This is a genomic window from Citrobacter sp. S-77, assembly GCF_963864895.1.
Lineage (GTDB): Bacteria > Pseudomonadota > Gammaproteobacteria > Enterobacterales > Enterobacteriaceae > Citrobacter > Citrobacter murliniae.
Genome location: NZ_CAWLWU010000002.1, coordinates 2,854,166 through 2,878,806 on the forward strand (window position 1 = coordinate 2,854,166; position 24,641 = coordinate 2,878,806).

Annotated in this window: 29 protein-coding genes and 1 riboswitch; of the genes, 14 read left to right on the forward strand and 15 right to left on the reverse strand. The window is 51.9% G+C overall.

The features are described 5' to 3' along the window. The 15 genes from cbiM to pduF form a co-directional block, all read right to left on the reverse strand. Positions 1–738, reverse strand: coding sequence for a cobalt ECF transporter S component CbiM (gene cbiM / locus AACS05_RS14245; RefSeq protein WP_045444427.1), 738 nt, complete (start codon positions 736–738; stop codon positions 1–3). Beyond that, entirely contained in the window at positions 735–1,448 is a 714-nt protein-coding gene (locus AACS05_RS14250) for a cobalt-factor II C(20)-methyltransferase (protein ID WP_045444430.1), read from the reverse strand. Before AACS05_RS14250 ends, cbiM begins: the two co-directional genes overlap by 4 nt. Further along, positions 1,445–2,239 carry a sirohydrochlorin cobaltochelatase gene (gene cbiK / locus AACS05_RS14255; protein ID WP_045444434.1) on the reverse strand — a complete coding sequence of 265 codons (795 nt, stop codon included), beginning with the start codon at positions 2,237–2,239 and terminating at the stop codon, positions 1,445–1,447. Before cbiK ends, AACS05_RS14250 begins: the two co-directional genes overlap by 4 nt. Before the next feature lie 10 nt (positions 2,240–2,249). Continuing rightward, a complete protein-coding gene (locus AACS05_RS14260; RefSeq protein WP_045444437.1) occupies positions 2,250–3,035 on the reverse strand; it encodes a cobalt-precorrin-6A reductase in 786 nt (261 codons plus the stop codon). Continuing rightward, on the reverse strand, positions 3,032–3,757 hold the full coding sequence (locus tag AACS05_RS14265) for a precorrin-3B C(17)-methyltransferase (RefSeq protein WP_045444439.1): 726 nt from the start codon (positions 3,755–3,757) through the stop codon (positions 3,032–3,034). Before AACS05_RS14265 ends, AACS05_RS14260 begins: the two co-directional genes overlap by 4 nt. Further along, positions 3,757–4,812, reverse strand: a complete 1,056-nt coding sequence (gene cbiG, locus AACS05_RS14270; protein WP_045444441.1) for a cobalt-precorrin 5A hydrolase — start codon at positions 4,810–4,812, stop codon at positions 3,757–3,759. Before cbiG ends, AACS05_RS14265 begins: the two co-directional genes overlap by 1 nt. Then, positions 4,793–5,566 (reverse strand): cobalt-precorrin-4 methyltransferase, encoded by a 774-nt coding sequence (locus AACS05_RS14275; RefSeq protein ID WP_045444449.1) that lies wholly within the window; start codon positions 5,564–5,566, stop codon positions 4,793–4,795. Before AACS05_RS14275 ends, cbiG begins: the two co-directional genes overlap by 20 nt. Further along, positions 5,559–6,128 carry a decarboxylating cobalt-precorrin-6B (C(15))-methyltransferase gene (locus AACS05_RS14280; RefSeq protein WP_045444452.1) on the reverse strand — a complete coding sequence of 190 codons (570 nt, stop codon included), beginning with the start codon at positions 6,126–6,128 and terminating at the stop codon, positions 5,559–5,561. The genes AACS05_RS14275 and AACS05_RS14280 overlap by 8 nt, the downstream gene beginning before the upstream one ends. Continuing rightward, the gene (locus AACS05_RS14285) at positions 6,118–6,723 is read right to left on the reverse strand and encodes a cobalt-precorrin-7 (C(5))-methyltransferase (RefSeq protein WP_045444455.1); all 606 of its coding nucleotides are present in this window, start codon (positions 6,721–6,723) and stop codon (positions 6,118–6,120) included. Before AACS05_RS14285 ends, AACS05_RS14280 begins: the two co-directional genes overlap by 11 nt. After that, entirely contained in the window at positions 6,717–7,856 is a 1,140-nt protein-coding gene (gene cbiD / locus AACS05_RS14290; RefSeq protein ID WP_045444467.1) for a cobalt-precorrin-5B (C(1))-methyltransferase CbiD, read from the reverse strand. Before cbiD ends, AACS05_RS14285 begins: the two co-directional genes overlap by 7 nt. Beyond that, the gene (locus AACS05_RS14295; protein ID WP_045444470.1) at positions 7,853–8,485 is read right to left on the reverse strand and encodes a cobalt-precorrin-8 methylmutase; all 633 of its coding nucleotides are present in this window, start codon (positions 8,483–8,485) and stop codon (positions 7,853–7,855) included. Before AACS05_RS14295 ends, cbiD begins: the two co-directional genes overlap by 4 nt. Before the next feature lie 10 nt (positions 8,486–8,495). Continuing rightward, complete coding sequence (cbiB, locus tag AACS05_RS14300) at positions 8,496–9,455, reverse strand: adenosylcobinamide-phosphate synthase CbiB (RefSeq protein WP_045444473.1); 960 nt, start codon at positions 9,453–9,455, stop codon at positions 8,496–8,498. After that, a complete protein-coding gene (locus AACS05_RS14305) occupies positions 9,452–10,831 on the reverse strand; it encodes a cobyrinate a,c-diamide synthase (protein WP_045444476.1) in 1,380 nt (459 codons plus the stop codon). The genes cbiB and AACS05_RS14305 overlap by 4 nt, the downstream gene beginning before the upstream one ends. Before the next feature lie 88 nt (positions 10,832–10,919). Then, a riboswitch (cobalamin riboswitch) is annotated at positions 10,920–11,094 on the reverse strand. Positions 11,095–11,429: 335 nt separating this feature from the next. Next, on the reverse strand, positions 11,430–12,341 hold the full coding sequence (gene pocR, locus AACS05_RS14310; protein WP_045444480.1) for a transcriptional regulator PocR: 912 nt from the start codon (positions 12,339–12,341) through the stop codon (positions 11,430–11,432). A gap of 204 nt (positions 12,342–12,545) precedes the next feature. Continuing rightward, on the reverse strand, positions 12,546–13,355 hold the full coding sequence (pduF, locus tag AACS05_RS14315; RefSeq protein ID WP_045444483.1) for a propanediol diffusion facilitator PduF: 810 nt from the start codon (positions 13,353–13,355) through the stop codon (positions 12,546–12,548). Positions 13,356–13,879: 524 nt separating this feature from the next. Between pduF and pduA the strand changes: the two genes are divergently transcribed. Genes pduA through pduP form a run of 14 tightly spaced genes read left to right on the forward strand, consistent with a single transcriptional unit; the run spans position 13,880 to position 24,638 of the window. Further along, entirely contained in the window at positions 13,880–14,161 is a 282-nt protein-coding gene (pduA, locus tag AACS05_RS14320) for a propanediol utilization microcompartment protein PduA (RefSeq protein ID WP_003030255.1), read from the forward strand. Next, positions 14,161–14,973, forward strand: coding sequence for a propanediol utilization microcompartment protein PduB (gene pduB, locus AACS05_RS14325; protein WP_045444488.1), 813 nt, complete (start codon positions 14,161–14,163; stop codon positions 14,971–14,973). The genes pduA and pduB overlap by 1 nt, the downstream gene beginning before the upstream one ends. Positions 14,974–14,991: 18 nt before the next feature. Beyond that, on the forward strand, positions 14,992–16,656 hold the full coding sequence (pduC, locus tag AACS05_RS14330) for a propanediol dehydratase large subunit PduC (RefSeq protein ID WP_045444491.1): 1,665 nt from the start codon (positions 14,992–14,994) through the stop codon (positions 16,654–16,656). Positions 16,657–16,666: 10 nt separating this feature from the next. Further along, the gene (gene pduD / locus AACS05_RS14335) at positions 16,667–17,338 is read left to right on the forward strand and encodes a propanediol dehydratase medium subunit PduD (RefSeq protein WP_045444495.1); all 672 of its coding nucleotides are present in this window, start codon (positions 16,667–16,669) and stop codon (positions 17,336–17,338) included. Positions 17,339–17,352: 14 nt separating this feature from the next. Beyond that, on the forward strand, positions 17,353–17,871 hold the full coding sequence (pduE, locus tag AACS05_RS14340) for a propanediol dehydratase small subunit PduE (RefSeq protein ID WP_045444498.1): 519 nt from the start codon (positions 17,353–17,355) through the stop codon (positions 17,869–17,871). Between the two features lie 15 nt (positions 17,872–17,886). Then, the gene (locus AACS05_RS14345) at positions 17,887–19,719 is read left to right on the forward strand and encodes a diol dehydratase reactivase subunit alpha (protein ID WP_045444501.1); all 1,833 of its coding nucleotides are present in this window, start codon (positions 17,887–17,889) and stop codon (positions 19,717–19,719) included. Beyond that, complete coding sequence (locus AACS05_RS14350) at positions 19,709–20,059, forward strand: glycerol dehydratase reactivase beta/small subunit family protein (protein ID WP_045444503.1); 351 nt, start codon at positions 19,709–19,711, stop codon at positions 20,057–20,059. The genes AACS05_RS14345 and AACS05_RS14350 overlap by 11 nt, the downstream gene beginning before the upstream one ends. Before the next feature lie 19 nt (positions 20,060–20,078). Further along, positions 20,079–20,354, forward strand: a complete 276-nt coding sequence (gene pduJ / locus AACS05_RS14355) for a propanediol utilization microcompartment protein PduJ (protein WP_001057752.1) — start codon at positions 20,079–20,081, stop codon at positions 20,352–20,354. A gap of 22 nt (positions 20,355–20,376) precedes the next feature. Next, positions 20,377–20,841, forward strand: coding sequence for a BMC domain-containing protein (locus AACS05_RS14360; RefSeq protein WP_045444509.1), 465 nt, complete (start codon positions 20,377–20,379; stop codon positions 20,839–20,841). Next, positions 20,841–21,473 carry a phosphate propanoyltransferase gene (locus AACS05_RS14365; protein WP_045444512.1) on the forward strand — a complete coding sequence of 211 codons (633 nt, stop codon included), beginning with the start codon at positions 20,841–20,843 and terminating at the stop codon, positions 21,471–21,473. Before AACS05_RS14360 ends, AACS05_RS14365 begins: the two co-directional genes overlap by 1 nt. Then, positions 21,470–21,961 carry a microcompartment protein PduM gene (pduM, locus tag AACS05_RS14370; protein WP_045444515.1) on the forward strand — a complete coding sequence of 164 codons (492 nt, stop codon included), beginning with the start codon at positions 21,470–21,472 and terminating at the stop codon, positions 21,959–21,961. Before AACS05_RS14365 ends, pduM begins: the two co-directional genes overlap by 4 nt. 3 nt (positions 21,962–21,964) lie before the next feature. Next, complete coding sequence (locus AACS05_RS14375) at positions 21,965–22,240, forward strand: EutN/CcmL family microcompartment protein (RefSeq protein ID WP_045444518.1); 276 nt, start codon at positions 21,965–21,967, stop codon at positions 22,238–22,240. An 8-nt stretch (positions 22,241–22,248) separates the two neighbouring features. Next, the gene (pduO, locus tag AACS05_RS14380; protein ID WP_045444522.1) at positions 22,249–23,256 is read left to right on the forward strand and encodes a two-domain cob(I)yrinic acid a,c-diamide adenosyltransferase PduO; all 1,008 of its coding nucleotides are present in this window, start codon (positions 22,249–22,251) and stop codon (positions 23,254–23,256) included. Further along, a complete protein-coding gene (gene pduP, locus AACS05_RS14385) occupies positions 23,253–24,638 on the forward strand; it encodes a CoA-acylating propionaldehyde dehydrogenase PduP (RefSeq protein ID WP_045444533.1) in 1,386 nt (461 codons plus the stop codon). Before pduO ends, pduP begins: the two co-directional genes overlap by 4 nt. Positions 24,639–24,641: the final 3 nt, after the last annotated feature.

The following is a 24,641-nucleotide window of genomic DNA, read 5'->3' on the forward strand; positions in this document are numbered from 1 at the left end:
TTAATGTCCTTGTGCCGTAATCAACTGACGTTTGGTTAACTGGTCGTAGATCATCACGGTCAGCAAGCCTTCCGCGATAGCAATTGGGATCTGCGTCAGACAGAAAATCCCCATAAATTTGATAATTGACCCCATCGCGCCTGCCCCCGGATCCGGGAAGGCGACACCCAACTGGACCGAGGTAACAAAATAGGTCACAAGATCCGCCAGCATAGCGCACAGGAAGACGCAGACATCACGACGGAACCCCGCGCGACAGGCCATCTTCCACACCATGTAACCCACTACCGGGCCAATAACCGCCATCGACATGCCGTTCGCGCCCAGCGTTGTCAAACCGCCATGAGCCAGCAGCAACGCCTGGAATAACAAGACGATCGCACCAAGAATCGCCACGACGCCCGGCCCAAACAGAATAACGGCCAGACCGACCCCAGTCGGATGCGAGCAACTGCCTGTCACAGAAGGAATTTTTAGCGCCGACAGAACGAAAATAAACGCCCCACACAGTGCCAACAGAACTTTCTGGTGGTTATCTTCCTGCACGATTTGACGCAGGCGTACCAGTCCATACCACAGACAAGGTAAAAACAGCAGCCACCAGGCCAGCGCCCACATCGGCGGTAAAAAACCTTCCATAATGTGCATCGCGAACGCTTTTTCAGGGACAATCATCAGTAATAGCGCCGCGGCCAACCCGCTGAAAGACAGCTGTTTTAGCTGTTGTTCAAGCTTCATTGTGCATACTCCCACTGTTTGTTGACCAGAATGGTCGAGAAATAAGGCAGCGGCTGATCGTCACTCACTTCATTGAGATGACGCCAGCACTGCTCACCCGGCAGCGTGGCTTCTGACATCATTAACGCGCAGTCCAGCAGACCCTCTTGTTGTAGCAATGCCTTGATGCGCGCAAAACGACCATACACTTTCATCAGTACCAGACTGTCATGTTGCTTTAACGCCTGCTGGATTTCTGTTTCCGGTGCGGTACAGGAGACAACTGCCAGCGACTGCTGCTCCATAGCAAGCGGTGTTTTTGAGCGAGCGGCAATAGCGGCAAAAGAAGTCACACCAGGGACGATCTCTAACCAGTCAGGGCAGCCAATCCGCTGGAGTAAAAAGACCCAGGTACTAAACAGCATGGCGTCGCCGAGGGTGATAAAACCTACCTGCTTACCGGCATTCACTTCCTGTACCAACGCGGCAGCGACCTCGTCCCAGACGGCTTCTTTTTCCGAGCTGTCAGCACTCATAGGAAAATGGCAGCAGCGCACTTCAGTCTGTTCACCAATGTATTCACGCACGATCGACAGCGCCAGGCTATCCCCACCTTTACGCCCGGCTGGCGCATAGAGAATATCCAGTGCGCCAAGAGTGCGCGCTGCACGCACGGTGATCAGATCGGAAGCACCTGGTCCGGTGCTTAGTGCATACAATTTACCGCTCATGCTGCTTCCTCCAGCGCCACGTTCAGCGCCTGCTGTAAATGTGCCACGAACATGGCACGTACCGCCGGGTTCTCACCCAAACCACTTAACCACGGCGTGGCCGGAATTCCCGCAGCGTTGAATAACGTCTTCCACGAGTCATCTTCATCGGAAGCCATATCATTGATGGCGTGGTCGCCAGCAACTAACATCAGCGGCATCAGATGCACCGCCGTTACACCTTCCTGACGCAAACTTTCAATAATCACTTCCACTTCCGGATAGCTCTCCACTGCCCCTACACGGGCCGGAAAACGCTGCGCCGTCATCATGTGATCGAGACAGGCGTAGGCGGCAAACGCATGGTGACTAGCTCCGTGTCCCATAAACACCACTTTTTCACTCTCTTTAAGCGGCGGCATCTGTTGTTGCAGCGCCAGCATCAACTGCGCGTAATCATCGTGGCTACTCAGTAGCGGTACACCCAGCGTCAGGCGCGAAAACAGCGGGCGCATGCTCTGAACTTCACGGACAATTTTTTCGTATTCGTCACCGTTGATGATGTGCAGCGACTGAATAGCCACATCCTGATAGCCCTGCTCCGCCAGCTTTTGCAGTGCCTGCAGCGGCGTGTCGATATCGATGCCATCACGCTGTTTGAGCTTGCGGATGATCATCCCGGAGGTAAACGCCCGAAACAGATCGCGGTCAGGGCAACTGGCTGCAAGATCACGCTCACAGGCCACAATATTTTTCTCACAGGTGTCGTGGTAGCTGGTGCCAAAGCTGACCACCAGAAGCGCTTTCTTCATCTCTTACTCCTTAAGCAGCGGCCAGCCAGCGCGCTAAACGCGCCCCAAATGCGGCCTGACTTTCCAGTAACTCTTCTCCCGTCACCAAAGGTGCCGGACGTGTAATCACGATGCAGGGGATACCGGCATCCAGACAAGGTTGTACTTTTTCCTGATAACCGCCTTCCGCACCCGATGCTTTAGTGATAACCACATCAGCCAGACACTGGCGGTAGAACGCAGCATTAAACTCGGCGCTAAAAGGACCGCACAGTGCGAAAATTTCACCCACGCCAAAGCCCAAATCCGCACATTGCTGGATAACCTCAGGTACCGGCAGTACGCGAGCCAGCAGCGTTTTATCCGGCAATCCCGTACGCCAGATAGCCAGATCTTTACTACCGGTCGTCAGCAGTACGCGCTCACCGAAGCGTCGCGCTACATCGCAGGCTTGTTGAATACTCTGCACGGTGTACAAATGCGGGTGCGTTAAATCACTCAGTTGCTCAGGGCGCTGATAGCGGCTTAGCAGTACGCCTGCCGCTTCACATGCGCTCATGATGTTACGGCTCACCACTTCGGCATAAGGATGTGAAGCATCGATCACCCAGCGCGTACCATTTTCTTGCAGCCAGGCAATCATCTGCTCCCGCTCCAGGCGTCCACAGCGCACCTGACCTTTGATGTCGCCCGCCAGCTGTTTCCCTGTCGGTGTTGCAACCGACAGGGTATAAGCCACGTTTGCTGCATCGAGTTGCTGGCACAGCATGCGTGCATCGCTGGTGCCACCCATGACCAGTACATCTCCGTAATTCACAGCACATAACCCCGTGGCGTGATCATCAGGCCATCCTGAACATAGGTCGTTTTATTACCAACAATCACCAGACTGGTCATATCAACCGGTTCAAAGTCCATTTCACCCAGCGTGGTCAGCCATTTCTCCTGTTTTTTACGCCCCGCCGACTTCACGATCCCCACCGGCGTTTGCGCGCTTTTACTGGTCGAAAGCAGTTCAAAAGCACGCGCCAGGTGCCCTTCACGGCCGCGGCTGCGCGGGTTGTAGAAACAGATAACGAAGTCAGCTTCACCTGCGGCAACAATGCGTTTTTCAATCACCGGCCATGGTGTTAACAGATCGCTGAGACTGATATGGCAAAAGTCGTGCATCAACGGTGCGCCCAGCAAAGATGCCGCAGCAATACTGGCCGTCATCCCTGGAACCAGCTTGACCTCAACATCCAGCTTCTGCTTGCTGACCAGTTCGAGTACCAACCCGGCCATGCCATAAATCCCGGCGTCGCCACTGCTGATCAACGCCACGTTGTGCCCAGCCTGCGCCAGTTCAATTGCCGCCTGGCAGCGTTCAATCTCTTTGCACATACCGGTTTTGATCACCTGCTTATCACCAGTGAAGGCTTTTACCAAATGGGTGTATGTTTTATAGCCAACAATAATTTCTGCCGCCTGCAGTGCTTCAACGGCTTCCATGGTCATCATTGCCTGCGAGCCAGGGCCAATTCCAATTACGGTTAACATCAGTGTGAAACTCCCAAAGTAATAGTGACGCCCTGTTCACGCAGGGTCTCGCCTAACAGTTGTCCATGACTCAGTAGCCAGGCTGCAGGACCGGAAACACTTCCCGTGCCGACCGTTTTGCGAACAAACGACGAAGCAGGAAAACGGTGTTCATGCTCACGCAGCGCGTCAGCAGTAAAGGTTTCGAAAGGTACGCGACAGCAGGAGGCCAGTTGGATAAGTCCCTGTTCATCTTTTTTCAGCGTGATGCTGCCAATCGCTTTTAACGCCAGCGGATCGAGCCGCTGGGCTTCAAGTTGACGGGCAAGCAACTCGGCTAACAACGGAAATGGCGTATCACGGCGACAACCAATTCCAGCCACCACCCGCTGTGGCACCAGCTTCCAGTGCGGGATGGGCATTTCTGGTAAATCGGTGCGCAGAGTGATGCAAATTAACGCATCCAGTTCCGGTAATTGCGTGAGATCGGTTACGGTGATAAAACCACGGCGATCACAATGGCTGACGTCCTGTGCCAGTTCATCATCCCACCACAGCCCCACCCGTTTGTTGCTAACCAGCATCTGGTTGACAATTTTTACCACTGAGCGGAAATCGGTCATTCGCGCATTCAACTGGAACGCAAGCGTGTCCAGAGCCGCCATATCATTCACATCCGTCGCGGTCGTAATCACCGGATCAGCCCCCAGCATTCCCGCCAGATAACGCGCAAGGGCATTAGCGCCCCCCGCATGACCTGAGAGCAGGCTGATAACATGCTGGGCACGCTCATCAATCACCACGACCGCCGGATCGCAGAACTTGTCGTTTACCAGCGGGGCCAGTACGCGTACCGCAATACCGGTCGCACCAATAAAAATCAGCGCTGAGTAGTTCGCAAAAGCGTCGCGCGCAGCATTGGCAAAACCGTTTTCGAACGGAAGAAATCCCTCCTCCAGCAACTTTTCACTGGTGAAACAGGTTACCGGCAGCATCGCCGCCAGACGCTTCGCAAGCGTCACGCCGCCCGGTGTCAGGCAAAACAGTGCAATAGATTCAGGCTTTACGGTATTCATGGCTAAAGTCCGCCGCATAGAGTTTGGAGTAGTGGTACTCCGAGCCCAGGAAATTACCGACCAGAATGAGCGCCGTTTTGCGGATCCCTGCATCGCGTACTTTGTCGCCGATATCAGCCAGGGTGCCGCGCACGGTCTGGCTTTCTGGCCAGGTCGCTTTGTAGATGACTGCCACTGGTGTGGTCGCCGGGTAACCGCCTTCAACCAGACGTTCAGCAACCCGGTGAATACGCTGGACAGAAAGATAAATCGCCATGGACGTCTGGTGGCTGGCAAACGACTCCAGCTGTTCACGTTCTGGTACCGGCGTGCGGCCCTCCAGGCGGGTAATAATCAGACTCTGTGAAACTTCAGGTACGGTGTACTCGACACCAAGTTCGGCCGCTGCACCGAGGAATGCGCTGACACCCGGTACAACCTGCCAGTCAATCCCACGTTTGGTCAGCTCTTCGCCCTGCTCACGCACAGAGCCATACAACGAGACATCACCAGTTTGCAGGCGTACTACGGTTTTTCCTGCCTTCACTCCGGCTTCCATCAGGTCGAGGATCTGCTCCAGATGCAGTTCCGCGCTGTCATGGCACTCAGCACCTGCCGGGCAATAATCCAGCAGTTCAGTGTTAATCAGCGACCCGGCGTAGATAACCACCTGCGCCTGTTGCAGCAAGCGGTAACCTTTAAGGGTGATCAGCTCACGATCGCCAGGACCAGCGCCAACAAACCACACACTACGGGGATCAAAAATCTCAGACATGGTTTCCTTCCTTCTGACAGGCGATAACAAAAACGGGATTATTCGGTTTGAAATAGTGACCACTACCGAGCACAGTCAGAGATGAAACCTGCATTTGCAGGCAATCCACCCTCTGTACGCCGAGATGGTCCAGATGAGCCAGGGCGGTATTCAGGTTTTCCTGAAGGATGAACGTCATCACCAACCGTCCTGCCGGATGCAGTTGACGCATCGACCAGTCAATCAGATCGGTCAGATGACCACCGCTGCCGCCCATAAAGATGGCATCGGCTTTTTCGGTGATGGTCATCGGCGCGATACCGGGAAAAATGTCGATATTCCCGCAGGCAAAATGCTGGCGATTTTCGTCCAGAAGCCTTAACGCATCAGGGTTACGCTCGATAGCCGTGACGCGCAGCGACGGATATTGCAACGCCGCTTCGATTGATACACTGCCGGTTCCTGCACCAATATCAATCAGGTGACTGGCACGGTGTAATTCAAGTTTTGAGAGGGCAAGTGCGCGTACCGCTTCTTTGGTCATCGGCACTTTCCCTCCACGCAGAAAAAGCTCATCTTTCATCGAGGATCACCACTGCATTCATGTCATAGTCGGCATTAATTTCACTGAGAGGCAGGCAGTGGATACGCTCATTTTCCATCGCCAGGTTTTCGCCAATCACCATCCAGCGATGTCCCTTACCCCGTGCAATCAGTTGATGGGCGATTTCACGCGGGCCGCACAGGGCATCCGTGACCATTGCCACTTTGTTATGTCGAGCCAGCTCATCGAAACAAACGTTGCGACCGTGGCTACTGGTGAGCCACATGTCGTTCATATCAATGCCGGACTGCGCACAAAGGTACTGCACCGCACTAATACCGGGAATAATGCGCACATTTTCGATGCCAAAGTGCGCCACCATCCGGGTACCGATGCCGTAAAACAGAGGATCACCAGACGCCAGCACCACCACGTGTCGGTCCTGATGAGCGCTAATCCAGCCCAATAACTCCGGGATGTTGGCCCCGAGGACAAACTGTTCACCGGTAAAATTCGGGAACTGCTGCAGATGCCGCTTGCCACCGACAAGAACATCCGCTGTTGCGACCGCATCGCGCGCCGCCGGCGTCATCAGATGCAACCCCGCGGGCCCCATCCCTACAACAGTTAACATTGCATCTCCTCCGCAATCTCGGCGACAGGACGGTTGCTACCAAGGATCTGGTTATCAAAAGAGAACATAATGGCGTCGCAGGTCGGGGGATTTTTCGTAAAGCGCAAAGTTTGCAGAACGCGCATGCAGATACGCTTAGCCAGATGGTTATAGATATGCTGAAAGCCGTATGCGTCGATGTGCTCCATCGCGGCTTCAGTAGTATCGCAGTCACTGACCAGCGTCAGTAACTCCAGCGGGGCACCAAGCAATGCCAGATGGGCAACAAGTGTCTCCATACGGGCATCGGCAATATGGCTATGGGTATGGAAAATTCCTGCTGCTATTTTAATGAGCTTACCAGGATGGCCAACCAGGACGATTTGTCGGAACCCAAGGCGTACCGCCTCTTCAATCATGTAACCCACGAAGTTACTCATGGTGACGACAACCTGCGTATCGATCCCCATCTGTTCGCGGACGAAACGTTCACCGTGGTTGCCCGGCACCAGCACGACGCGATCCAGCCCGGCGGCACGTTTGATTTCGAGTTCCAGCGACAGTGAACGCTTCCAGCTTTCTTCCGACATCGGTGTAACGATACCGGTGGTACCAATGATGGAAATACCGCCCAGAATACCAAGACGCGAGTTGTAGGTTTTTTGCGCCCGTTCTTCACCTTCTGGAGCGAAGATTTCAATTTGCGCTCCGCGATTTGGTCCGATAGCCTCACGTACTGCAGATTCAATCGTCTGGCGAGGCGTTCGGTTAATCGCCGAACTCCCCACCGGCAGGCCAATACCTTTGCGAGTCACCGTACCGACGCCTTCACCACCCTGTAAGCGGATTTCTCCGCTATCGTCTAACGTTACACGGGCGAAAATCAGCATGCCATGCGTGGCGTCCACGTCATCGCCACCATCTTTGCGGATGGCGGCAATAGCCTGCTGTCCTTCAATGTGCGGCGACTCAACATTCAGACATAGCGTCACACCGGAAGGCGTCACAATTGAAACCTGATGGATCAAATGCTGACGCAATACCATCAGCGCAGCTACTTTCGCTGCCGCCGTCGCACAAGATCCTGTGGTGTATCCTTTGCGCAGTGCTTTTCCGTTATGCCATACCGGAGCATCGAAGGGTTGGTCGCTCATCGCTCCCCCTGCATGTGGTAGAGCATAGCGTTGACGATAGCGGCGGCGACATTGCTCCCCCCTTTGCGGCCTAAGGCGGCAATAGCTGGCAAGTTACTTTGCGTCAGTGCATCTTTCGACTCTTCCGCGCCGACAAAACCTACCGGTACGCCGACCACGCCACTGACGGCAACATCGTGCTCAAGCAGGCGGAACAGCGCCGTCGGTGCGTTACCGAAGACAAACAGCTTTTCGCCTTCTTCCTTCACTGCAATATCGACGGCCGCCATTGAACGGGTGATCCCCTGTTCTTTTGCCGCACGCACCACGCGCGGGTCGCTGATATAGCAGCGGCACTCACCGCCAAATTTTGCCAGCAGTGTTTTATTAATCCCGGAAAGCGCCATCGTGGTATCAGTGTAAATCACGCTCGGACGACGTAGCGCGGCGCAAAACTGCTCCAGCACATCACTGGAAAACCAGAGAATGTCCAGCCAGTCAAAGTCTGCCGTGGTGTGGATAACCCGCTTAATGATGGCCTCATGTAACGGACTGGCAAACTGATAGTCCGGACGGGTTTCACTGATGATCTCACCAATAATGTCGAAACTTTTGGCCTCAATCGCCTGGGGTTGCTGGATATATTGCATAGTATTGTCCTCAGGCTACACCGACCAGCAGCCACCGCAGCGCGATAAATAGCGCCAGTGCCAGCGTCGATGCTACCCACATCAATCGAATCGTTTGGGAAATGTCGTCTACCGAAATATCTCGTTGTGCATCACCAATCCACGGTTTCTCAACACGCTCGCCAAAGTAGTCATTAGGACCACCCAGACGAATACCTAATGCTCCGGCAACAGTTGCTTCCGACCATGCACAGTTTGGGCTGCTGTGGTTGTAGCGATCGCGCCAGCCAATATGCAATGCGCGTGAGCCGTCTTTACGGCATAAGAATGCCGCCACACCCAGCAGCAGCCAGCTTAGTCTTGCAGGAATAAAGTTTGCGACATCGTCCAGACGCGCGCTGACCATACCGATTGCACGGTATTTTTCATGCTTGTAACCGACCATAGAGTCCAGGGTATTCACCGCCTTGTAGGCCATCGCCAGCGGGGCGCCACCAAGAAAAAGGAAGAACAGCGGTGCGATGATGCCGTCAACAGTGTTTTCAGCAACGGTTTCCACCACTGCGCGATTGATCTGTTGCGGTTGTAATTGCGAGGTGTCACGGCCCACAATCCATGAGAGTTTTTCACGGCTTTCAGCAAGATTATTGGCACGCAGTGGACGCTCAACATCCCGAGCGGCGTCAGCGAGGCAACGCCCCGCCAGCACGGTAAAGATCATCCAAATTTCAATACCCCAGCCAAGCCAGGGGTGAATTGACTGAGCCAGTGTCAGTACGCCCCAGCACACGCCCCAGGTCAGCCCAACAACGACTATCCACATTACTGCGCCACCAATACGCAGCATCATGTCGCTATGACAGTAACGTCGAATCATTCGCTGAACGGCTGAAATAAGATTACCAATCCAGCGTACCGGGTGCGGCCAGTTCGGCGGGTCACCAATGAAAAAATCAAGAAGCCAGGCAATACACCATGCGAGCAGTGTCATAGCACACTCCTTGCCGCCGCCAGCCAGTGATTAAGCATTTCAGGACGCTGAGCAAAATGAACGTGCAGATAGCTGGCGAAAGTATTGCCCATTTGCCAGCCACCAGACCATGATTGCAATGTTTTACCATCACGAACCTTACGGCAGGCCATCACAGCTGGAATTTCAGGGGTAAAGTCGGAATAATGGAATTCATGTCCGCGCAGCACTTCGCCTGGTGCCGCCAGCAATGTTTGCTCAACAGCCCGCGCTTCACAGTAGCCAAAGCGGGTCAGACGCTTACCCATTTTGCTGTGACCTGGAATAATATCCGCCATCGGCCAGATATCGCCGTTGCTATCCTCCAGCGAGCTTCCAAGATACATAAGACCGCCGCACTCTGCGTAAATCGCCACGCCGCGTTGATGAGCTGAACGCAGTTGCGCCAGCATGCTGGTATTGCCTGAAAGTGTTGCAGCGTGCAATTCAGGATATCCGCCGCCCAACCAAATCATCTGGCAATCAGGTAGATGGCTGTCGTGTAACGGACTAAAACGCACGATGTTGATACCCGCACGTTCCAGTAGCGTAATGTTGTCCGGGTAGTAGAAGTTGAATGCTTCATCATCTGCGATGGCAAGCGTTAACCCGGCGCCTGCATCAGCGGCAGGAAGTGCGGGCCACTCGCCAACAGGTTGGGTATCTATTTGGCTTAGCGTCAGGAGGGCGTCGATATCCAGCGTTTGCTCAAGCGTTGCGGCAAATTCCTGCCATGGCTGCTGATTAACAACCGACTCACGCGCGGTGACTAATCCAAGATGACGTTCCGGGAGAGCCACGCCTTCCACTCGGGGAACATAGCCTAAAACAGGCACTGAACAGTAGCGCTCAATCGCCACTTTAAGTAACTGGTAATGGGTTTCGCTGTTAACCCGATTAACGATTACACCGGCAATATTTAAGGAGGGGTCAAAATGCTGAAAACCCATCACCGTCGCGGCAATAGAGGTTGAAACGGCTTTACCATCAACCAACAAGATGACCGGACAACCCAACTGTTTTGCCATTGCGGCGGTACTACAGTAGTCAGGATCTGTTCCATAGCCGTCATACAATCCCATAACGCCTTCGATAACCGCGATATCCGCATGCTGCATCTGATCGCAAAATAAGGCGTTGAGTGTAGGAATGGGGAGCATAAAGCTATCAAGATTACGGGAAGCCGTACCGCATACAGCGGTATGCCAGGCGGTATCAAGGTAGTCAGGACCAACTTTGCAAGGCTGAACACGCAAACCACGTTTTTTCATCAGGCTTAGCAAACCCAGCGTCACCGTAGTTTTACCACAGCCGCTTCCGGTACCTGCAAGAACAAACGCGTGAAAATTGGCCGCCATACCCTGATCCTGTTCAGGGTGGTAGGGGTGTATAGATACCCAGTCTCTCGACTGTATGCATCTGCGCAACCCACTTCCCACCGAAGTTGTTGGTAGTCACTGACAGGCAGGTCTTCTGGCTTAGCGTCAATCTCACCCGTCCTTCCCAATCTTGCGATCAGTGGTCTATACGGGGTCGTCAGCATCACAGCAGCGGGGGCTGCGGGGGATTCTCACCCCCTTCCCTACCACAAACGTGGCAAACCTGTCAGCTCAGGAGCCTGTTCTAATTAAGCTCCGGACCATGAGATGAATTATCACACCTCATGACAAAATTTCATTTTAAATATTTTCTTGCGTTTACTTAGCCAATGTTATCTCTTCATTAAGCTTATTCTTATGCTTACATTCCAAATGAAAGCTTCAATAAATAATAAAGAAAGTCATTCACCCAGACACTGTATCTCATCACAAAAATAAAAACTGGTGCAGTTTATCCTTCCAACGCTATTACTTTGTTGCGCTATGACAATTTATTGACTGCTATCTCTATTTTTCATTTTATAATGACGGACATACAATACGATATCAAAAATCGGCAATAGCAAATTATTGCTATTTATGCCGACTCGCCAGATGAAGCAACATTAATTTGTTGACGAAAAGCCTGTGGCGTAACCTGATAGGTCTGGCGGAATACTTTGCAAAAATAACTGGTTTGTGAAAAGCCTAAATTACGCGCAATGCTGGCGATGCTCCAGTCACTATGGCATAGCAACTCTTTAGCACTGGCCATTCGCTGTTGGTTTACCCAGGCATTAAATCCAATACCCTGATATTTTTTGAACAGCTTACTGAAATAGTACGGGCTCAGGTAAACATGAGAAGCCACATCCTCAAGGCGCAGCTCATCCGATAAATGAGCATCAATGTAGCGCAGCGCCTTTTTCATTTTGCTGTCATGAGGCGTCGGGCTACGACTCGTTTTTGCCGGCTCTGATTGCTGTGGGTTGTCCTTGATAACAACAAAATTCAGTTGTTTCTTAAGACAATTTTCGACGATAAGCTTCAGAAGATCCGCAGAAGCGATGACTCTTGAGTAATCCATTTCAGGAACATTGCGAAATTCACTGACCAGTTCCGGATCGGCTTGCCAGCGATCGTCGACGTTCAAAATATCAACTAATCCAACATCATTGCTTAGACGAACCTGCCCGCACAAAACAAACCCAACCAGGTGGCCCGCGATCACTAAAGGAATCGAGAAATCGGTGAGTCCGGCATGGCAGCGGTAAATACAGGGTTGATCGGATTTTGATGCTTCGAGTCCTCCACAGCGATCGCTCATTCGGCAACGTGTGCTGTGCTGAGGATGCTGGCGCATCAACTGACAAAATGGGGTGAAATTAAATAACTCAGAAATTTCATCACCGTGAATATTGACAACCACAACAGCCAGACTGGTGGCTTGTGCAAAATCCTGTGCGATTTTATTAATGAGTTCTGAGTTCAGGGCGCTCGCAGAAATCATGATAAAACCTCTCAGTTAATTTATTGTTATAAATAAAACATATTATTTACATCCACTTTTCATCTTGCTACCCGGAGCAAGATGAAAAAAGGTGTAATGGACCATAACAAAAGTCTCCCATTCTTGGGAGACTTTTTAACCGGTTCAGGAAACCGGATCACGAAATCAGTTTTTACATTTCATAAATAGGCATTTTCCGTGAAGCTAACCCTCATTATCCTCCAGCTTACACGTATTACAGGGTAAATTTTTGCCAATGAAATAACGATAAATTGCTGCCCCGGCGCAGGCACCGATAATGGGAGCTACAATCGGTACGATGAAGTAGGGAATGTCACGTCCCCCCGTCATCGCAATATCGCCCCATCCGGCAAACCATGCGAAAAGTTTAGGGCCGAAATCACGAGCAGGGTTCATTGCGAATCCAGTGAGCGGACCGGTAGATGCGCCGATAACGGCAACCAGAATACCAATTAGCAGAGGTGCCAGTGGCCCTTTGGGAACACCGTTGCCATCATCGGTAAGCGCCATGATCATGCCCATCAGAATAGACGTAATCACCACCTCTACCAGTGCGGCCTGCCAGACACTCAGTGCAGCAGCGGGATACGTACTAAAAATACTGGCAAGCTGCAGGCTTTCCAGGCTGCCACGAACCATATGATTAGCCGTTTCAAACTCTACAAATAAACTTCCATACAACAAATAGGCCAGTAACGCACCACCAAAGGCACCTGCCACCTGCGCTATGCTGTAGGGCAAAACTTTACGTCCTGGGAAACAGGCAAACAGCCATAAAGCAATAGTAATGGCAGGATTGAGATGCGCACCAGAAATCCCGGCGGTCAGGTAGACAGCAAGCGAGATCCCCAGACCCCATATGATGCATATCTCCCATAACCCCAAACTTGCACCGGCGACTTTCAGGGCGCTAAGACATCCAATACCAAAAAACAAAAACAGTCCGGTACCCAAAAACTCGGCAATGCATTGCGCTTTTAGAGAATCGTTCATTATGACACCTTCTAAGCAGAGTGCGTGTCTGTACCAGCAAACTCCTTGCTGGCAGTAGAATACATCGAGGCTTACTATAAAAAGCGTTGCCTACAAATTGTTGGCAACATCAGAACGATATGCTCTTAAAAATCGTGTTGCGATAACAAATTATTGCAATCACGTTTATTAAAACAGGCACGAAAGCGGGTTGAAATCCTAATAAAGTGACATTTTAAGAATGACAAAATATTGTTCAGGGCAGATTTCCGTTTTCAAACAAACATCACAATTCCATTTTTAGCGCATAGCAAAGGATATTTAATCTGTCACCACTAAAAATGTAAATCTGGAATTGACATAACCAAATTATCACATTAACAAAATCATTAATATTCAATAAAAACAAGACCATATAATAAAAAACAGCAATTTTATATCACCCGAACCTCACTATTTTTTCACTCTCACTTTCAAGTCAGCCATTCTTTTTCCTCGCTTCTTTTTATAGTCATGAAAATCGGGACAACCCAGGCGAGGTCTTTATGCAACAAGAAGCGTTAGGAATGGTAGAAACCAAAGGCTTGACTGCGGCCATAGAGGCTGCAGACGCAATGGTGAAGTCAGCCAATGTGATGCTGGTCGGCTACGAAAAAATTGGTTCAGGGCTGGTAACCGTTATTGTTCGCGGCGATGTAGGCGCTGTAAAAGCTGCAACAGATGCTGGTGCAGCAGCCGCACGTAACGTGGGTGAAGTGAAAGCCGTACACGTGATCCCACGCCCTCATACCGATGTAGAAAAAATCTTACCGAAGGGAATTAGCTAATGAGCAGCAATGAACTGGTTGAACAGATCATGGCGCAGGTGATTGCTCGTGTGGCAACACCGGAGCAAAAGGCTACCCCTGAAAATAATCATCCAACACGAGAAACGGCTATGGCAGAAAAGAGCTGCAGTTTAACGGAATTTGTCGGCACGGCGATTGGCGATACCGTCGGTCTGGTGATCGCAAACGTAGACAGCGCCTTACTGGACGCGATGAAGCTTGAAAAACGCTATCGCTCCATTGGCATCCTTGGCGCACGAACAGGTGCTGGTCCACACATCATGGCCGCAGATGAAGCGGTAAAAGCAACAAATACTGAAGTCGTCAGTATTGAGCTTCCCCGTGATACCAAAGGCGGTGCGGGTCACGGCTCGCTGATTATCTTAGGCGGCAACGATGTTTCCGATGTGAAACGCGGAATCGAAGTCGCTCTGAAAGAGCTTGATCGCACATTTGGTGATGTCTACGGCAATGAAGCTGGGCACCTCGAGTTGCAATACACCGCGCGAGCCAGTTACGCGCTGGAAAAAGCCTTTGGGGCGCCAATTGGCCGTGCCTGTGGCGTTATCGTCGGCGCACCGGCATCCGTTGGTGTGCTGATGGCTGACACCGCACTGAAATCCGCCAACGTTGAAGTGGTGGCTTATAGCTCCCCTGCACATGGCACCAGTTTCAGTAACGAAGCCATTCTGGTCATTTCCGGTGACTCCGGCGCCGTGCGTCAGGCCGTCATCTCCGCCCGTGAAATCGGTAAAACCGTGCTGGCGACCCTCGGTTCTGAACCGAAAAACGATCGTCCGTCCTACATCTGATATCAGTGAGGCTGATTCATGAGATCGAAAAGATTTGAAGCACTGGCGAAGCGCCCTGTGAATCAGGACGGCTTTGTTAAGGAGTGGATCGAAGAAGGCTTCATTGCGATGGAAAGCCCGAACGACCCTAAACCGTCTATTAAAATCGTTAACGGCATGGTCACTGAACTGGATGGTAAAGCCGCCAGCGAATTTGACTTAATTGACCATTTTATTGCTCGCTACGGTATTAATCTGGCGCGCGCAGAAGAAGTGATGGCGATGGACTCAGTCAAACTCGCCAATATGCTTTGCGATCCCAATGTGAAGCGCAGGGACATAGTTCCGCTGACAACTGCGATGACTCCGGCAAAAATTGTCGAAGTGGTTTCACACATGAATGTCGTTGAGATGATGATGGCAATGCAGAAAATGCGTGCCCGTCGTACCCCTTCTCAGCAAGCGCATGTTACTAACGTAAAAGACAACCCAGTGCAGATTGCAGCGGATGCTGCAGAAGGCGCATGGCGTGGATTTGACGAACAGGAAACAACCGTTGCCGTAGCACGTTACGCTCCATTTAACGCTATTGCTCTGCTGGTAGGTTCGCAGGTTGGGCGTCCTGGCGTATTAACCCAGTGTTCACTGGAAGAAGCTACCGAACTGAAACTGGGCATGCTAGGCCACACCTGCTACGCAGAAACCATTTCTGTGTACGGTACTGAACCGGTGTTTACCGACGGCGACGACACCCCATGGTCAAAAGGCTTCCTGGCCTCTTCTTACGCTTCTCGCGGTCTGAAAATGCGCTTTACCTCCGGTTCCGGCTCAGAAGTTCAGATGGGTTACGCCGAAGGCAAATCGATGCTTTACCTGGAAGCCCGCTGCATTTACATCACCAAAGCCGCTGGCGTGCAAGGGTTACAGAATGGCTCCGTCAGCTGCATCGGCGTCCCTTCCGCTGTACCGTCAGGTATCCGCGCGGTACTGGCCGAAAACCTGATCTGTTCTTCTCTGGATCTGGAGTGCGCTTCCAGTAACGACCAAACCTTTACTCACTCGGATATGCGTCGTACTGCTCGTCTGCTGATGCAATTCCTGCCAGGTACTGACTTCATCTCTTCCGGTTATTCTGCCGTTCCGAACTACGACAACATGTTTGCCGGTTCTAACGAAGATGCTGAAGACTTTGACGACTATAACGTTCTCCAGCGTGACCTGAAAGTGGACGGCGGACTGCGCCCTGTTCGTGAAGAAGACGTCATCGCCATTCGTAACAAAGCTGCCCGCGCACTGCAGGCCGTGTTTGCCGGAATGGGATTACCACCGATCACCGATGAAGAAGTTGAAGCTGCTACTTACGCCCACGGTTCGAAAGATATGCCGGAGCGTAACATTGTTGAAGACATCAAATTTGCACAAGAGATCATCAATAAAAACCGTAACGGCCTGGAAGTGGTGAAAGCCCTTGCCCAGGGAGGGTTTACTGATGTTGCTCAGGACATGCTCAACATCCAGAAAGCCAAGTTAACCGGAGATTATCTGCATACCTCCGCCATTATCGTCGGCGACGGACAAGTGCTATCCGCAGTCAATGACGTCAACGATTATGCCGGTCCGGCAACAGGTTATCGCCTGCAAGGCGAACGCTGGGAAGAAATTAAGAACATCCCCGGCGCACTTGATCCCAACGAGCTTGGCTAAGGGGTGAACAATGGAAATCAATGAAAAGCTGCTGCGCCAGATAATTGAAGATGTGCTGTCTGAAATGCAGACCAGCGATAAACCCGTCTCTTTTCGCGCGTCCACAACAGCAGTTGCACCACAAACAACGGCTCAAGGTGACAGCTTTCTGACCGAGATTGGCGAAGCCAAACAGGGCCAGCAACAAGATGAAGTGATTATTGCTGTTGGTCCGGCATTCGGTCTGTCCCAAACCGTCAATATCGTCGGCATACCACACAAGAATATCTTGCGTGAAGTGATCGCCGGTATTGAAGAGGAAGGCATTAAAGCACGTGTCATTCGCTGTTTTAAATCCTCCGACGTGGCGTTTGTCGCAGTAGAGGGTAACCGTCTGAGTGGTTCCGGTATTTCAATCGGTATCCAGTCAAAAGGCACTACGGTTATCCACCAGCAGGGATTACCGCCGCTTTCTAACCTGGAGTTATTCCCCCAGGCTCCGCTTCTGACACTGGAAACCTATCGTCAGATCGGTAAGAACGCTGCGCGATATGCCAAGCGTGAATCTCCGCAGCCGGTCCCTACGCTGAATGATCAGATGGCGCGTCCGAAATACCAAGCGAAATCGGCCATTCTGCACATTAAAGAGACCAAATACGTCGTGACGGGCAAAAACCCGCAGGAACTGCGCGTTGCGCTTTGATAAAGGATAACTCCATGAATACCGACGCAATTGAATCGATGGTTCGGGATGTGTTGAGCCGAATGAACAGCCTGCAGGGAGAGACGACCACTCCTGCCACGGCCAGTTCATCAACTCATACCGCAAAAGTCACGGATTACCCTCTCGCGAATAAACATCCGGAGTGGGTAAAAACCGCCACAAACAAAACCCTGGATGACTTTACGCTCGAAAATGTGTTGAGCAACAAAGTCACGGCACAGGATATGCGTATCACACCTGAAACGCTGCGCATTCAGGCTGATATTGCCAAAGATGCCGGACGTGACCGGTTGGCGATGAACTTTGAGCGAGCTGCAGAACTAACCGCTGTACCTGACGACCGCATCCTTGAAATTTACAACGCGCTACGTCCATACCGCTCAACGAAAGACGAGCTAATGGCCATCGCAGACGATCTCGAAAACCGTTATCAGGCAAAGATCTGTGCAGCTTTCGTTCGTGAAGCGGCAGCACTGTATGTTGAGCGTAAAAAACTCAAAGGCGACGATTAATATCAGGAAAATACGATGCGATATATAGCTGGCATTGATATAGGCAACTCATCAACAGAAGTCGCTCTCGCCACTCTGGATGAGGCTGGCACGCTGAGCATTACCGGCAGCGCACTGGCAGAAACTACCGGAATTAAGGGCACATTGCGTAATGTGTTTGGTATTCAGGAGGCGCTTACGCTTGCGGCAAAAAATGCAGGCATCAATGTCAGCGATATTTCGCTCATCCGTATTAACGAAGCCACTCCAGTCATAGGTGATGTGGCGATGGAAACGATCACCGAAACCATCATCACCGAATCGACCATGATCGGCCACAACCCCAAAACGCCTGGCGGCGTGGGGTTAGGTGTTGGCGTCACGATTACACCGGAAGAGCTGTTAACCCGTTCGGCTGATATTCCTTACATCCTGGTGGTGTCATCAGCATTCGATTTCGCCGATGTCGCCACCATGATTAATGCCTCTGTTGGCGCAGGATATCAATTATCGGGCGTTATTTTGCAGCAGGACGATGGCGTTCTGGTCAGTAATCGCCTGAACAAACCGTTACCTATTGTTGATGAAGTGCTCTATATCGACCGTATCCCATTAGGGATGCTGGCCGCCATTGAGGTCGCCGTTCCAGGCAAGGTTATTGAGACACTTTCCAACCCATACGGCATTGCGACAGTTTTTAACCTCGACGCGAACGAGACCAAAAATATTGTCCCCATGGCACGCGCGCTGATTGGCAACCGCTCTGCTGTTGTGGTGAAAACACCTTCAGGTGATGTGAAAGCACGTGCAATTCCGGCCGGGAATATTGAACTCCAGTCACAGGGACGTACCGTTCGCGTCGACGTCGCCGCTGGTGCCGAAGCGATTATGAAAGCAGTTGGTGAATGTCCAAAGCTTGATAACGTTACCGGTGAAGCTGGAACCAATATTGGCGGCATGCTGGAGCACGTACGCCAGACCATGGCTGAATTAACCAACAAACCTAGCCATGAAATCTTCATTCAGGATTTGTTGGCTGTTGATACTTCAGTTCCCGTCAGCGTGACGGGCGGACTGGCCGGAGAGTTTTCGCTGGAGCAGGCAGTTGGAATTGCCTCAATGGTGAAATCAGATCGCCTGCAAATGGCGATGATTGCCCAGGAGATCACACAAAAGCTCAATATTGACGTCCAGGTTGGCGGTGCTGAAGCCGAAGCAGCTATTTTAGGTGCTCTCACTACGCCAGGCACCACCCGTCCGTTGGCCATTCTGGATCTCGGCGCGGGTTCTACAGACGCCTCCATTATTAATCCCAAAGGCGAAATTATTGCCACACATCTGGCTGGGGCAGGCGATATGGTCACGATGATTATTGCCCGCGAACTGGGGTTGGATGATCGATATCTCGCAGAAGAGATCAAAAAATACCCGCTGGCAAAAGTTGAGAGCTTATTCCACCTTCGCCACGAAGATGGCAGTGTTCAGTTTTTCCCTACCCCCTTGCCACCAACAGTATTTGCACGCGTTTGTGTGGTGAAACCTGATGAACTGGTGCCATTACCAGGGGATCTGGCACTGGAAAAAGTCAGAGCCATTCGCCGCAGCGCGAAGGAGCGAGTCTTTGTCACTAATGCGCTGAGAGCGTTACGTCAGGTCAGCCCAACCGGCAACATTCGCGACATCCCCTTTGTGGTTCTGGTCGGAGGATCCTCTCTGGATTTTGAAGTACCACAACTGGTTACGGATGCGTTGGCGCACTATCGACTGGTAGCGGGTCGAGGCAACATCCGGGGTACTGAAGGTCCCCGCAATGCGGTCGCGACAGGGTTGATCCTCTCCTGGTACAAGGCGTTCGCTCATGGAAAGTAATCTCACCGCACCAGCTATCGTGATCTGCACCGTAGGGGACTGCACCTCACGCTGGAATGACGTACTGCTGGGTATTGAAGAGGAAGGGATCCCCTTTGTTATACGGGAAACCCATTCTACCGACATTATCCACAACGCATGGCTAGCTGCATGCCAATCGCCGTTGCTCGTCGGCATTGGATGCGATCAGGAAAAACTGGTTGTGCACTACAAAAACCTACCTACATCAGCACCACTTTTTACGCTGATGTATCAACAAAATAGCCACGATCGTCGGAGCATTGGTAACAACGCTGCGCGGCTGGTTAAAGGCATCCCTTTCAGGGAATGCCACTCATAACCCACAGGAGAAAAGCAGTATGAATAACGCACTGGGACTGGTTGAAACAAAAGGGCTTGTCGGCGCTATTGAAGCCGCTGATGCCATGGTGAAATCCGCAAACGTGCAGTTGGTTGGCTATGAAAAAATCGGCTCTGGCCTGATTACGGTCATGGTTCGTGGCGATGTTGGCGCGGTTAAAGCTGCAGTTGATGCAGGGAGTGCTGCAGCCAGTGCTGTTGGCGAGGTGAAATCCTGCCACGTTATCCCGCGTCCACACAGCGACGTTGAAGCTATTTTACCTAAGTCCGCGTAAGCCGTAGCAAAAGGAGCACAGCGTGAAGCAATCACTGGGATTACTTGAAGTTAGTGGTCTGGCGTTAGCCATCAGTTGCGCGGACGTCATGGCGAAAGCCGCATCCATCACGCTGGTGGGTCTCGAAAAAACCAACGGCTCAGGCTGGATGATGCTCAAAATCATCGGTGATGTGGCCTCCGTTCAGGCGGCCATTTCCACCGGTGCCAGCTTTGCAGAACTTCGGGATGGCCTGGTCGCTCACAGAGTCATTTCCAGACCTGGGGAAGGCATCCTTTCCCACAGTGTCATGACAGAGCCTGAGCCAGCCCCCGAGCCAACACCAGCCGTGGCGGAAGAAGAAGTAACTGTGGAAAACGTAATCTCCGAAGCCCCCCAAAATGCAGAGTTAATTAGCTGCAATCTGTGTCTTGACCCTGCCTGTTCGCGTCAAAAGGGAGAGCCTCGCTCACTTTGCCTGCACTCCGGCAAACGAGGTGAAGAATAATGGATAAACAGCTACTGGAAACAACCGTCAGCAAAGTACTGGATGAAATGCGCGAACGCCCTATTCCGCTGGGGATCTCTAATCGCCATATCCATCTTTGTGCTGCAGATTATGACCGCCTGTTCCCAAATCAGCCTATTAGCGAGAAAAAAGGGTTGTTACAGCCAGGGCAATACGCGGCAGACCAGACCGTAACGCTTGTGGGACCCAAAGGTCAGTTAAAAAATGTGCGTTTACTTGGGCCACTGCGTAGCACCAGCCAGGTCGAAATTTCACGCACTGACGCGCGCACGCTGGGTATAGCTGCGCCGCTACGCATGTCAGGCAATATCCAGGGTACGCCAGGCATTCGTCTTGTCAGCCCTTTTGCCGAACTGGATTTAGCATTCGGGGTAATTGTCGCCCAGCGCCATATTCATATGTCACCACTTGATGCGCTGATCCTGCGTGTCTCACATGGCGATAAAGTCTCCGTGGCCATCAATGGCGACGAACGCAGACTTATTTTCGATAACGTCGCCGTTCGTGTTTCACCCGACATGCGTCTTGAGATGCATATCGATACTGATGAAGCCAATGCCGCGGGTGCTGATAATCCACAGGCATTTGCCACACTGGTGGCCTCACGATGAACAACGAACTGCTGCAACGCATCATTGAGGAGGTTGTTTCCCGATTAAAAAAACGCGCGGAAAGCACACTCTGCGTGAGCGTCGCGCAGTTACGGGAAGTTGATACCCGGACGGTATGTTGTCAGTACTCAACGCTGCACATCCTGCAGGTAGATCTGTCTTTGCTGGCACAAATTGCTGAACACGACGCGTCCTGCGAGTCAGTAGTAACGATCCTCGAAGCACTGGCCTGCGGAGTCCGCGTGAAGATATCACTGCAACATCGACTGTTACCGGCGATCCCCGTGAGGAAACTCGCCCGACTGCCGGTGGAATTCAGCGATGAGCACGGACAAAACATCATTCTGCATCCCGAAACACTTTTAAGTTATGCCGACGTAGCCCGGTTGAAGGATGGATTTCTGGTAATACGCCGTCGATGTGTCGTTACCGCATTGGCTCAGGAAGCAGTCAATACGCGGAATGTCCAATTAATTAAGCAGGAGTGAACCATGCATCTGGCACGAGTTACAGGCGTCGTGGTTTCCACGCAAAAGTCGCCATCACTGGTCGGAAAAAAACTTTTGCTGGTACGTCGGGTATGCGCCGATGGGGAACTTCCCGCCTCCCCTGTGAGCGGGGATGAAGTCGCGGTTGATTCTGTAGGTGCAGGAACCGGCGAACTGGTATTACTCAGCAGTGGTTCCAGTGCCAGACACGTTTTTTCCGGCCCAAATGAGGCTATCGATCTGGCCATTGTCGGCATTGTCGACACGCTTTCTCGATAGGAGGAACTATGGCGATTTATACCCGAACTGGCGATGCTGGTACCACAGCACTCTTTACCGGGCAGCGCGTCAGTAAAACGCATCCACGCGTTGAAGCATACGGTACGTTGGATGAACTCAATGCTGCGCTGAGTCTGTGCGTCTGCGCAGTGAAAAGCCAACAACACCGACTCTTACTTGAACAAATTCAAGTGCAGCTCTTTTGGTTTAGTGCGGAGCTTGCCAGCGAAAGCGAACAGCCGACGCCAGAACAGCGTTACATCAGCTCGGAAGAAATTGCGGCCCTGGAAGCCGCTATCGATACCGCTATGGGGCGAATCCCCCCCCTGCATAGTTTTATTTTACCGGGCCGCTGCGAAGCTGCGAGCCGTCTGCACCTTGCTCGTACGCTTGCCCGCCGCGCAGAAAGACGGCTTGTCGAACTCTCAGCAGATGTCTCTATCAGACATGTGCTGATGCGGTATATCAATCGCCTGTCCGACTGCTTATATGCACTCGCTCGTGCCGAAGATCATGACGCCCATCAGGCCGACATCATTCGGAAAGTGACTGAGCGCTATCTGGCTACAACCCAAACAATAACCACAAATGAGTCTGCAATGTCTTTATCTTTCCAGGAACTTCATCAACTGACTCGAGCCGCGGTAACACGGGCAGATGAACTCAAAGTCCCTGTCGTTATCAGCATAGTTGATCCTAACGGGACACAAACGGTGACCTGGCGCATGCCCGATGCATTGCTCGTGAGTAGCGAACTTGCACCGAAAAAAGCCTGGACCGCCGTTGCGATGAAAACCGCCACTCATGAACTGAGTTCTGCGGTACAACCGGGAGCCGCACTTTACGGTCTGGAAAGCCATATGCAGGGAAAAGTCGTCACTTTTGGTGGCGGCTACGCACTATGGCGTGAAGGTTTACTACTTGGGGGTCTTGGCATCAGCGGAGGAAGCGTTGAGCAGGATATGGACATTGCAGAAACTGCCATTGCGGCGATTAACGTGAGAACACATCAATGAATACGTCAGAACTTGAAATCCTTATCCGCAACATTCTGAGTGAGCAACTCGCACCGGCAAAAACAGAAATAAAAGGAAACGGTATTTTCCCGTCCGTCGGTGAAGCGATAGATGCTGCCCATCAGGCCTTTTTGCGTTATCAGCAATGCCCGCTGAAAACCCGTAGCGCCATCATTAATGCACTACGGGAAGAACTGACACCTCATCTTGGTTCGCTGGCGGCAGAGAGCGCAGCAGAAACGGGGATGGGCAACAAAGAGGATAAATTCCTCAAAAACAAGGCGGCGCTGGACAACACCCCTGGCATCGAAGATCTAACGACAACGGCCCTGACCGGTGACGGTGGCATGGTGTTATTTGAATATTCCCCGTTTGGTGTAATTGGCTCAGTCGCCCCCAGCACCAACCCAACGGAAACCATTATTAACAACAGCATCAGTATGCTGGCCGCAGGAAACAGCGTTTATTTCAGTCCGCACCCGGGCGCTAAAATGGTCTCACTTAAGCTGATTGCCATGATTGAGGATATTGCGTTTCGCTGTTGCGGGATTCGGAATCTTGTCGTCACGGTCACAGAACCTACTTTTGAAGCTACCCAGCAGATGATGGCCCATCCTAAAATCGCAGTGCTGGCGATCACCGGTGGCCCTGGCATTGTTGCTATGGGCATGAAAAGTGGGAAAAAAGTTATTGGTGCAGGTGCGGGTAATCCTCCATGTATCGTTGATGAAACCGCCGATCTGGTGAAAGCAGCGGAAGATATCATCAACGGCGCATCCTTTGATTACAACCTGCCCTGCATTGCAGAGAAAAGCCTGATTGTTGTTGATGCTGTTGCCGAACGGCTGGTTCAGCAAATGCAGTCTTTTGGTGCGGTGCTTCTGAACTGCGAAGAGATCGACAAATTACGCGCCGCCTGTCTGCCTGAAGGGATAGCCAATAAGAAACTCGTAGGGAAAAGTCCCGCAACATTACTGGAAGCTGCGGGTATACCGGTTCCGGCAAAAGCACCCCGCCTGTTGATTGGTATCGTCAGCGCTGACGATCCGTGGGTCACCAGCGAGCAATTGATGCCAATGCTGCCAATCGTGACGGTAAATGATTTTGACAGTGCGTTAACGTTAGCCCTGAAAGTTGAAGAGGGACTGCATCACACTGCCATTATGCACTCACAGAATGTTTCACGTTTGAATCTTGCCGCCCGCACGCTTCAGACATCTATTTTTGTGAAAAATGGCCCCTCTTACGCCGGAATTGGCGTGGGTGGTGAAGGCTTCACGACCTTCACTATCGCCACACCGACCGGTGAAGGAACGACGTCTGCGCGAACTTTCGCACGCTCTCGTCGTTGTGTGCTGACAAACGGTTTTTCAATCCGCTAACGA

What these genes read in the sequence shown, in the direction of transcription:
- cbiM (WP_045444427.1), bottom strand. Translation starts at nt 738, where the DNA reads ATGAAGCTTGAACAACAGCTAAAACAGCTGTCTTTCAGCGGGTTGGCC.
- AACS05_RS14250 (WP_045444430.1), bottom strand. Translation starts at nt 1,448, where the DNA reads ATGAGCGGTAAATTGTATGCACTAAGCACCGGACCAGGTGCTTCCGAT.
- cbiK (WP_045444434.1), bottom strand. Translation starts at nt 2,239, where the DNA reads ATGAAGAAAGCGCTTCTGGTGGTCAGCTTTGGCACCAGCTACCACGAC.
- AACS05_RS14265 (WP_045444439.1), bottom strand. Translation starts at nt 3,757, where the DNA reads ATGTTAACCGTAATTGGAATTGGCCCTGGCTCGCAGGCAATGATGACC.
- cbiG (WP_045444441.1), bottom strand. Translation starts at nt 4,812, where the DNA reads ATGAATACCGTAAAGCCTGAATCTATTGCACTGTTTTGCCTGACACCG.
- AACS05_RS14275 (WP_045444449.1), bottom strand. Translation starts at nt 5,566, where the DNA reads ATGTCTGAGATTTTTGATCCCCGTAGTGTGTGGTTTGTTGGCGCTGGT.
- AACS05_RS14280 (WP_045444452.1), bottom strand. Translation starts at nt 6,128, where the DNA reads ATGAAAGATGAGCTTTTTCTGCGTGGAGGGAAAGTGCCGATGACCAAA.
- AACS05_RS14285 (WP_045444455.1), bottom strand. Translation starts at nt 6,723, where the DNA reads ATGTTAACTGTTGTAGGGATGGGGCCCGCGGGGTTGCATCTGATGACG.
- cbiD (WP_045444467.1), bottom strand. Translation starts at nt 7,856, where the DNA reads ATGAGCGACCAACCCTTCGATGCTCCGGTATGGCATAACGGAAAAGCA.
- AACS05_RS14295 (WP_045444470.1), bottom strand. Translation starts at nt 8,485, where the DNA reads ATGCAATATATCCAGCAACCCCAGGCGATTGAGGCCAAAAGTTTCGAC.
- cbiB (WP_045444473.1), bottom strand. Translation starts at nt 9,455, where the DNA reads ATGACACTGCTCGCATGGTGTATTGCCTGGCTTCTTGATTTTTTCATT.
- AACS05_RS14305 (WP_045444476.1), bottom strand. Translation starts at nt 10,831, where the DNA reads ATGGCGGCCAATTTTCACGCGTTTGTTCTTGCAGGTACCGGAAGCGGC.
- pocR (WP_045444480.1), bottom strand. Translation starts at nt 12,341, where the DNA reads ATGATTTCTGCGAGCGCCCTGAACTCAGAACTCATTAATAAAATCGCA.
- pduF (WP_045444483.1), bottom strand. Translation starts at nt 13,355, where the DNA reads ATGAACGATTCTCTAAAAGCGCAATGCATTGCCGAGTTTTTGGGTACC.
- pduA (WP_003030255.1), top strand. Translation starts at nt 13,880, where the DNA reads ATGCAACAAGAAGCGTTAGGAATGGTAGAAACCAAAGGCTTGACTGCG.
- pduB (WP_045444488.1), top strand. Translation starts at nt 14,161, where the DNA reads ATGAGCAGCAATGAACTGGTTGAACAGATCATGGCGCAGGTGATTGCT.
- pduC (WP_045444491.1), top strand. Translation starts at nt 14,992, where the DNA reads ATGAGATCGAAAAGATTTGAAGCACTGGCGAAGCGCCCTGTGAATCAG.
- pduD (WP_045444495.1), top strand. Translation starts at nt 16,667, where the DNA reads ATGGAAATCAATGAAAAGCTGCTGCGCCAGATAATTGAAGATGTGCTG.
- pduE (WP_045444498.1), top strand. Translation starts at nt 17,353, where the DNA reads ATGAATACCGACGCAATTGAATCGATGGTTCGGGATGTGTTGAGCCGA.
- AACS05_RS14345 (WP_045444501.1), top strand. Translation starts at nt 17,887, where the DNA reads ATGCGATATATAGCTGGCATTGATATAGGCAACTCATCAACAGAAGTC.
- AACS05_RS14350 (WP_045444503.1), top strand. Translation starts at nt 19,709, where the DNA reads ATGGAAAGTAATCTCACCGCACCAGCTATCGTGATCTGCACCGTAGGG.
- pduJ (WP_001057752.1), top strand. Translation starts at nt 20,079, where the DNA reads ATGAATAACGCACTGGGACTGGTTGAAACAAAAGGGCTTGTCGGCGCT.
- AACS05_RS14365 (WP_045444512.1), top strand. Translation starts at nt 20,841, where the DNA reads ATGGATAAACAGCTACTGGAAACAACCGTCAGCAAAGTACTGGATGAA.
- pduM (WP_045444515.1), top strand. Translation starts at nt 21,470, where the DNA reads ATGAACAACGAACTGCTGCAACGCATCATTGAGGAGGTTGTTTCCCGA.
- AACS05_RS14375 (WP_045444518.1), top strand. Translation starts at nt 21,965, where the DNA reads ATGCATCTGGCACGAGTTACAGGCGTCGTGGTTTCCACGCAAAAGTCG.
- pduO (WP_045444522.1), top strand. Translation starts at nt 22,249, where the DNA reads ATGGCGATTTATACCCGAACTGGCGATGCTGGTACCACAGCACTCTTT.
- pduP (WP_045444533.1), top strand. Translation starts at nt 23,253, where the DNA reads ATGAATACGTCAGAACTTGAAATCCTTATCCGCAACATTCTGAGTGAG.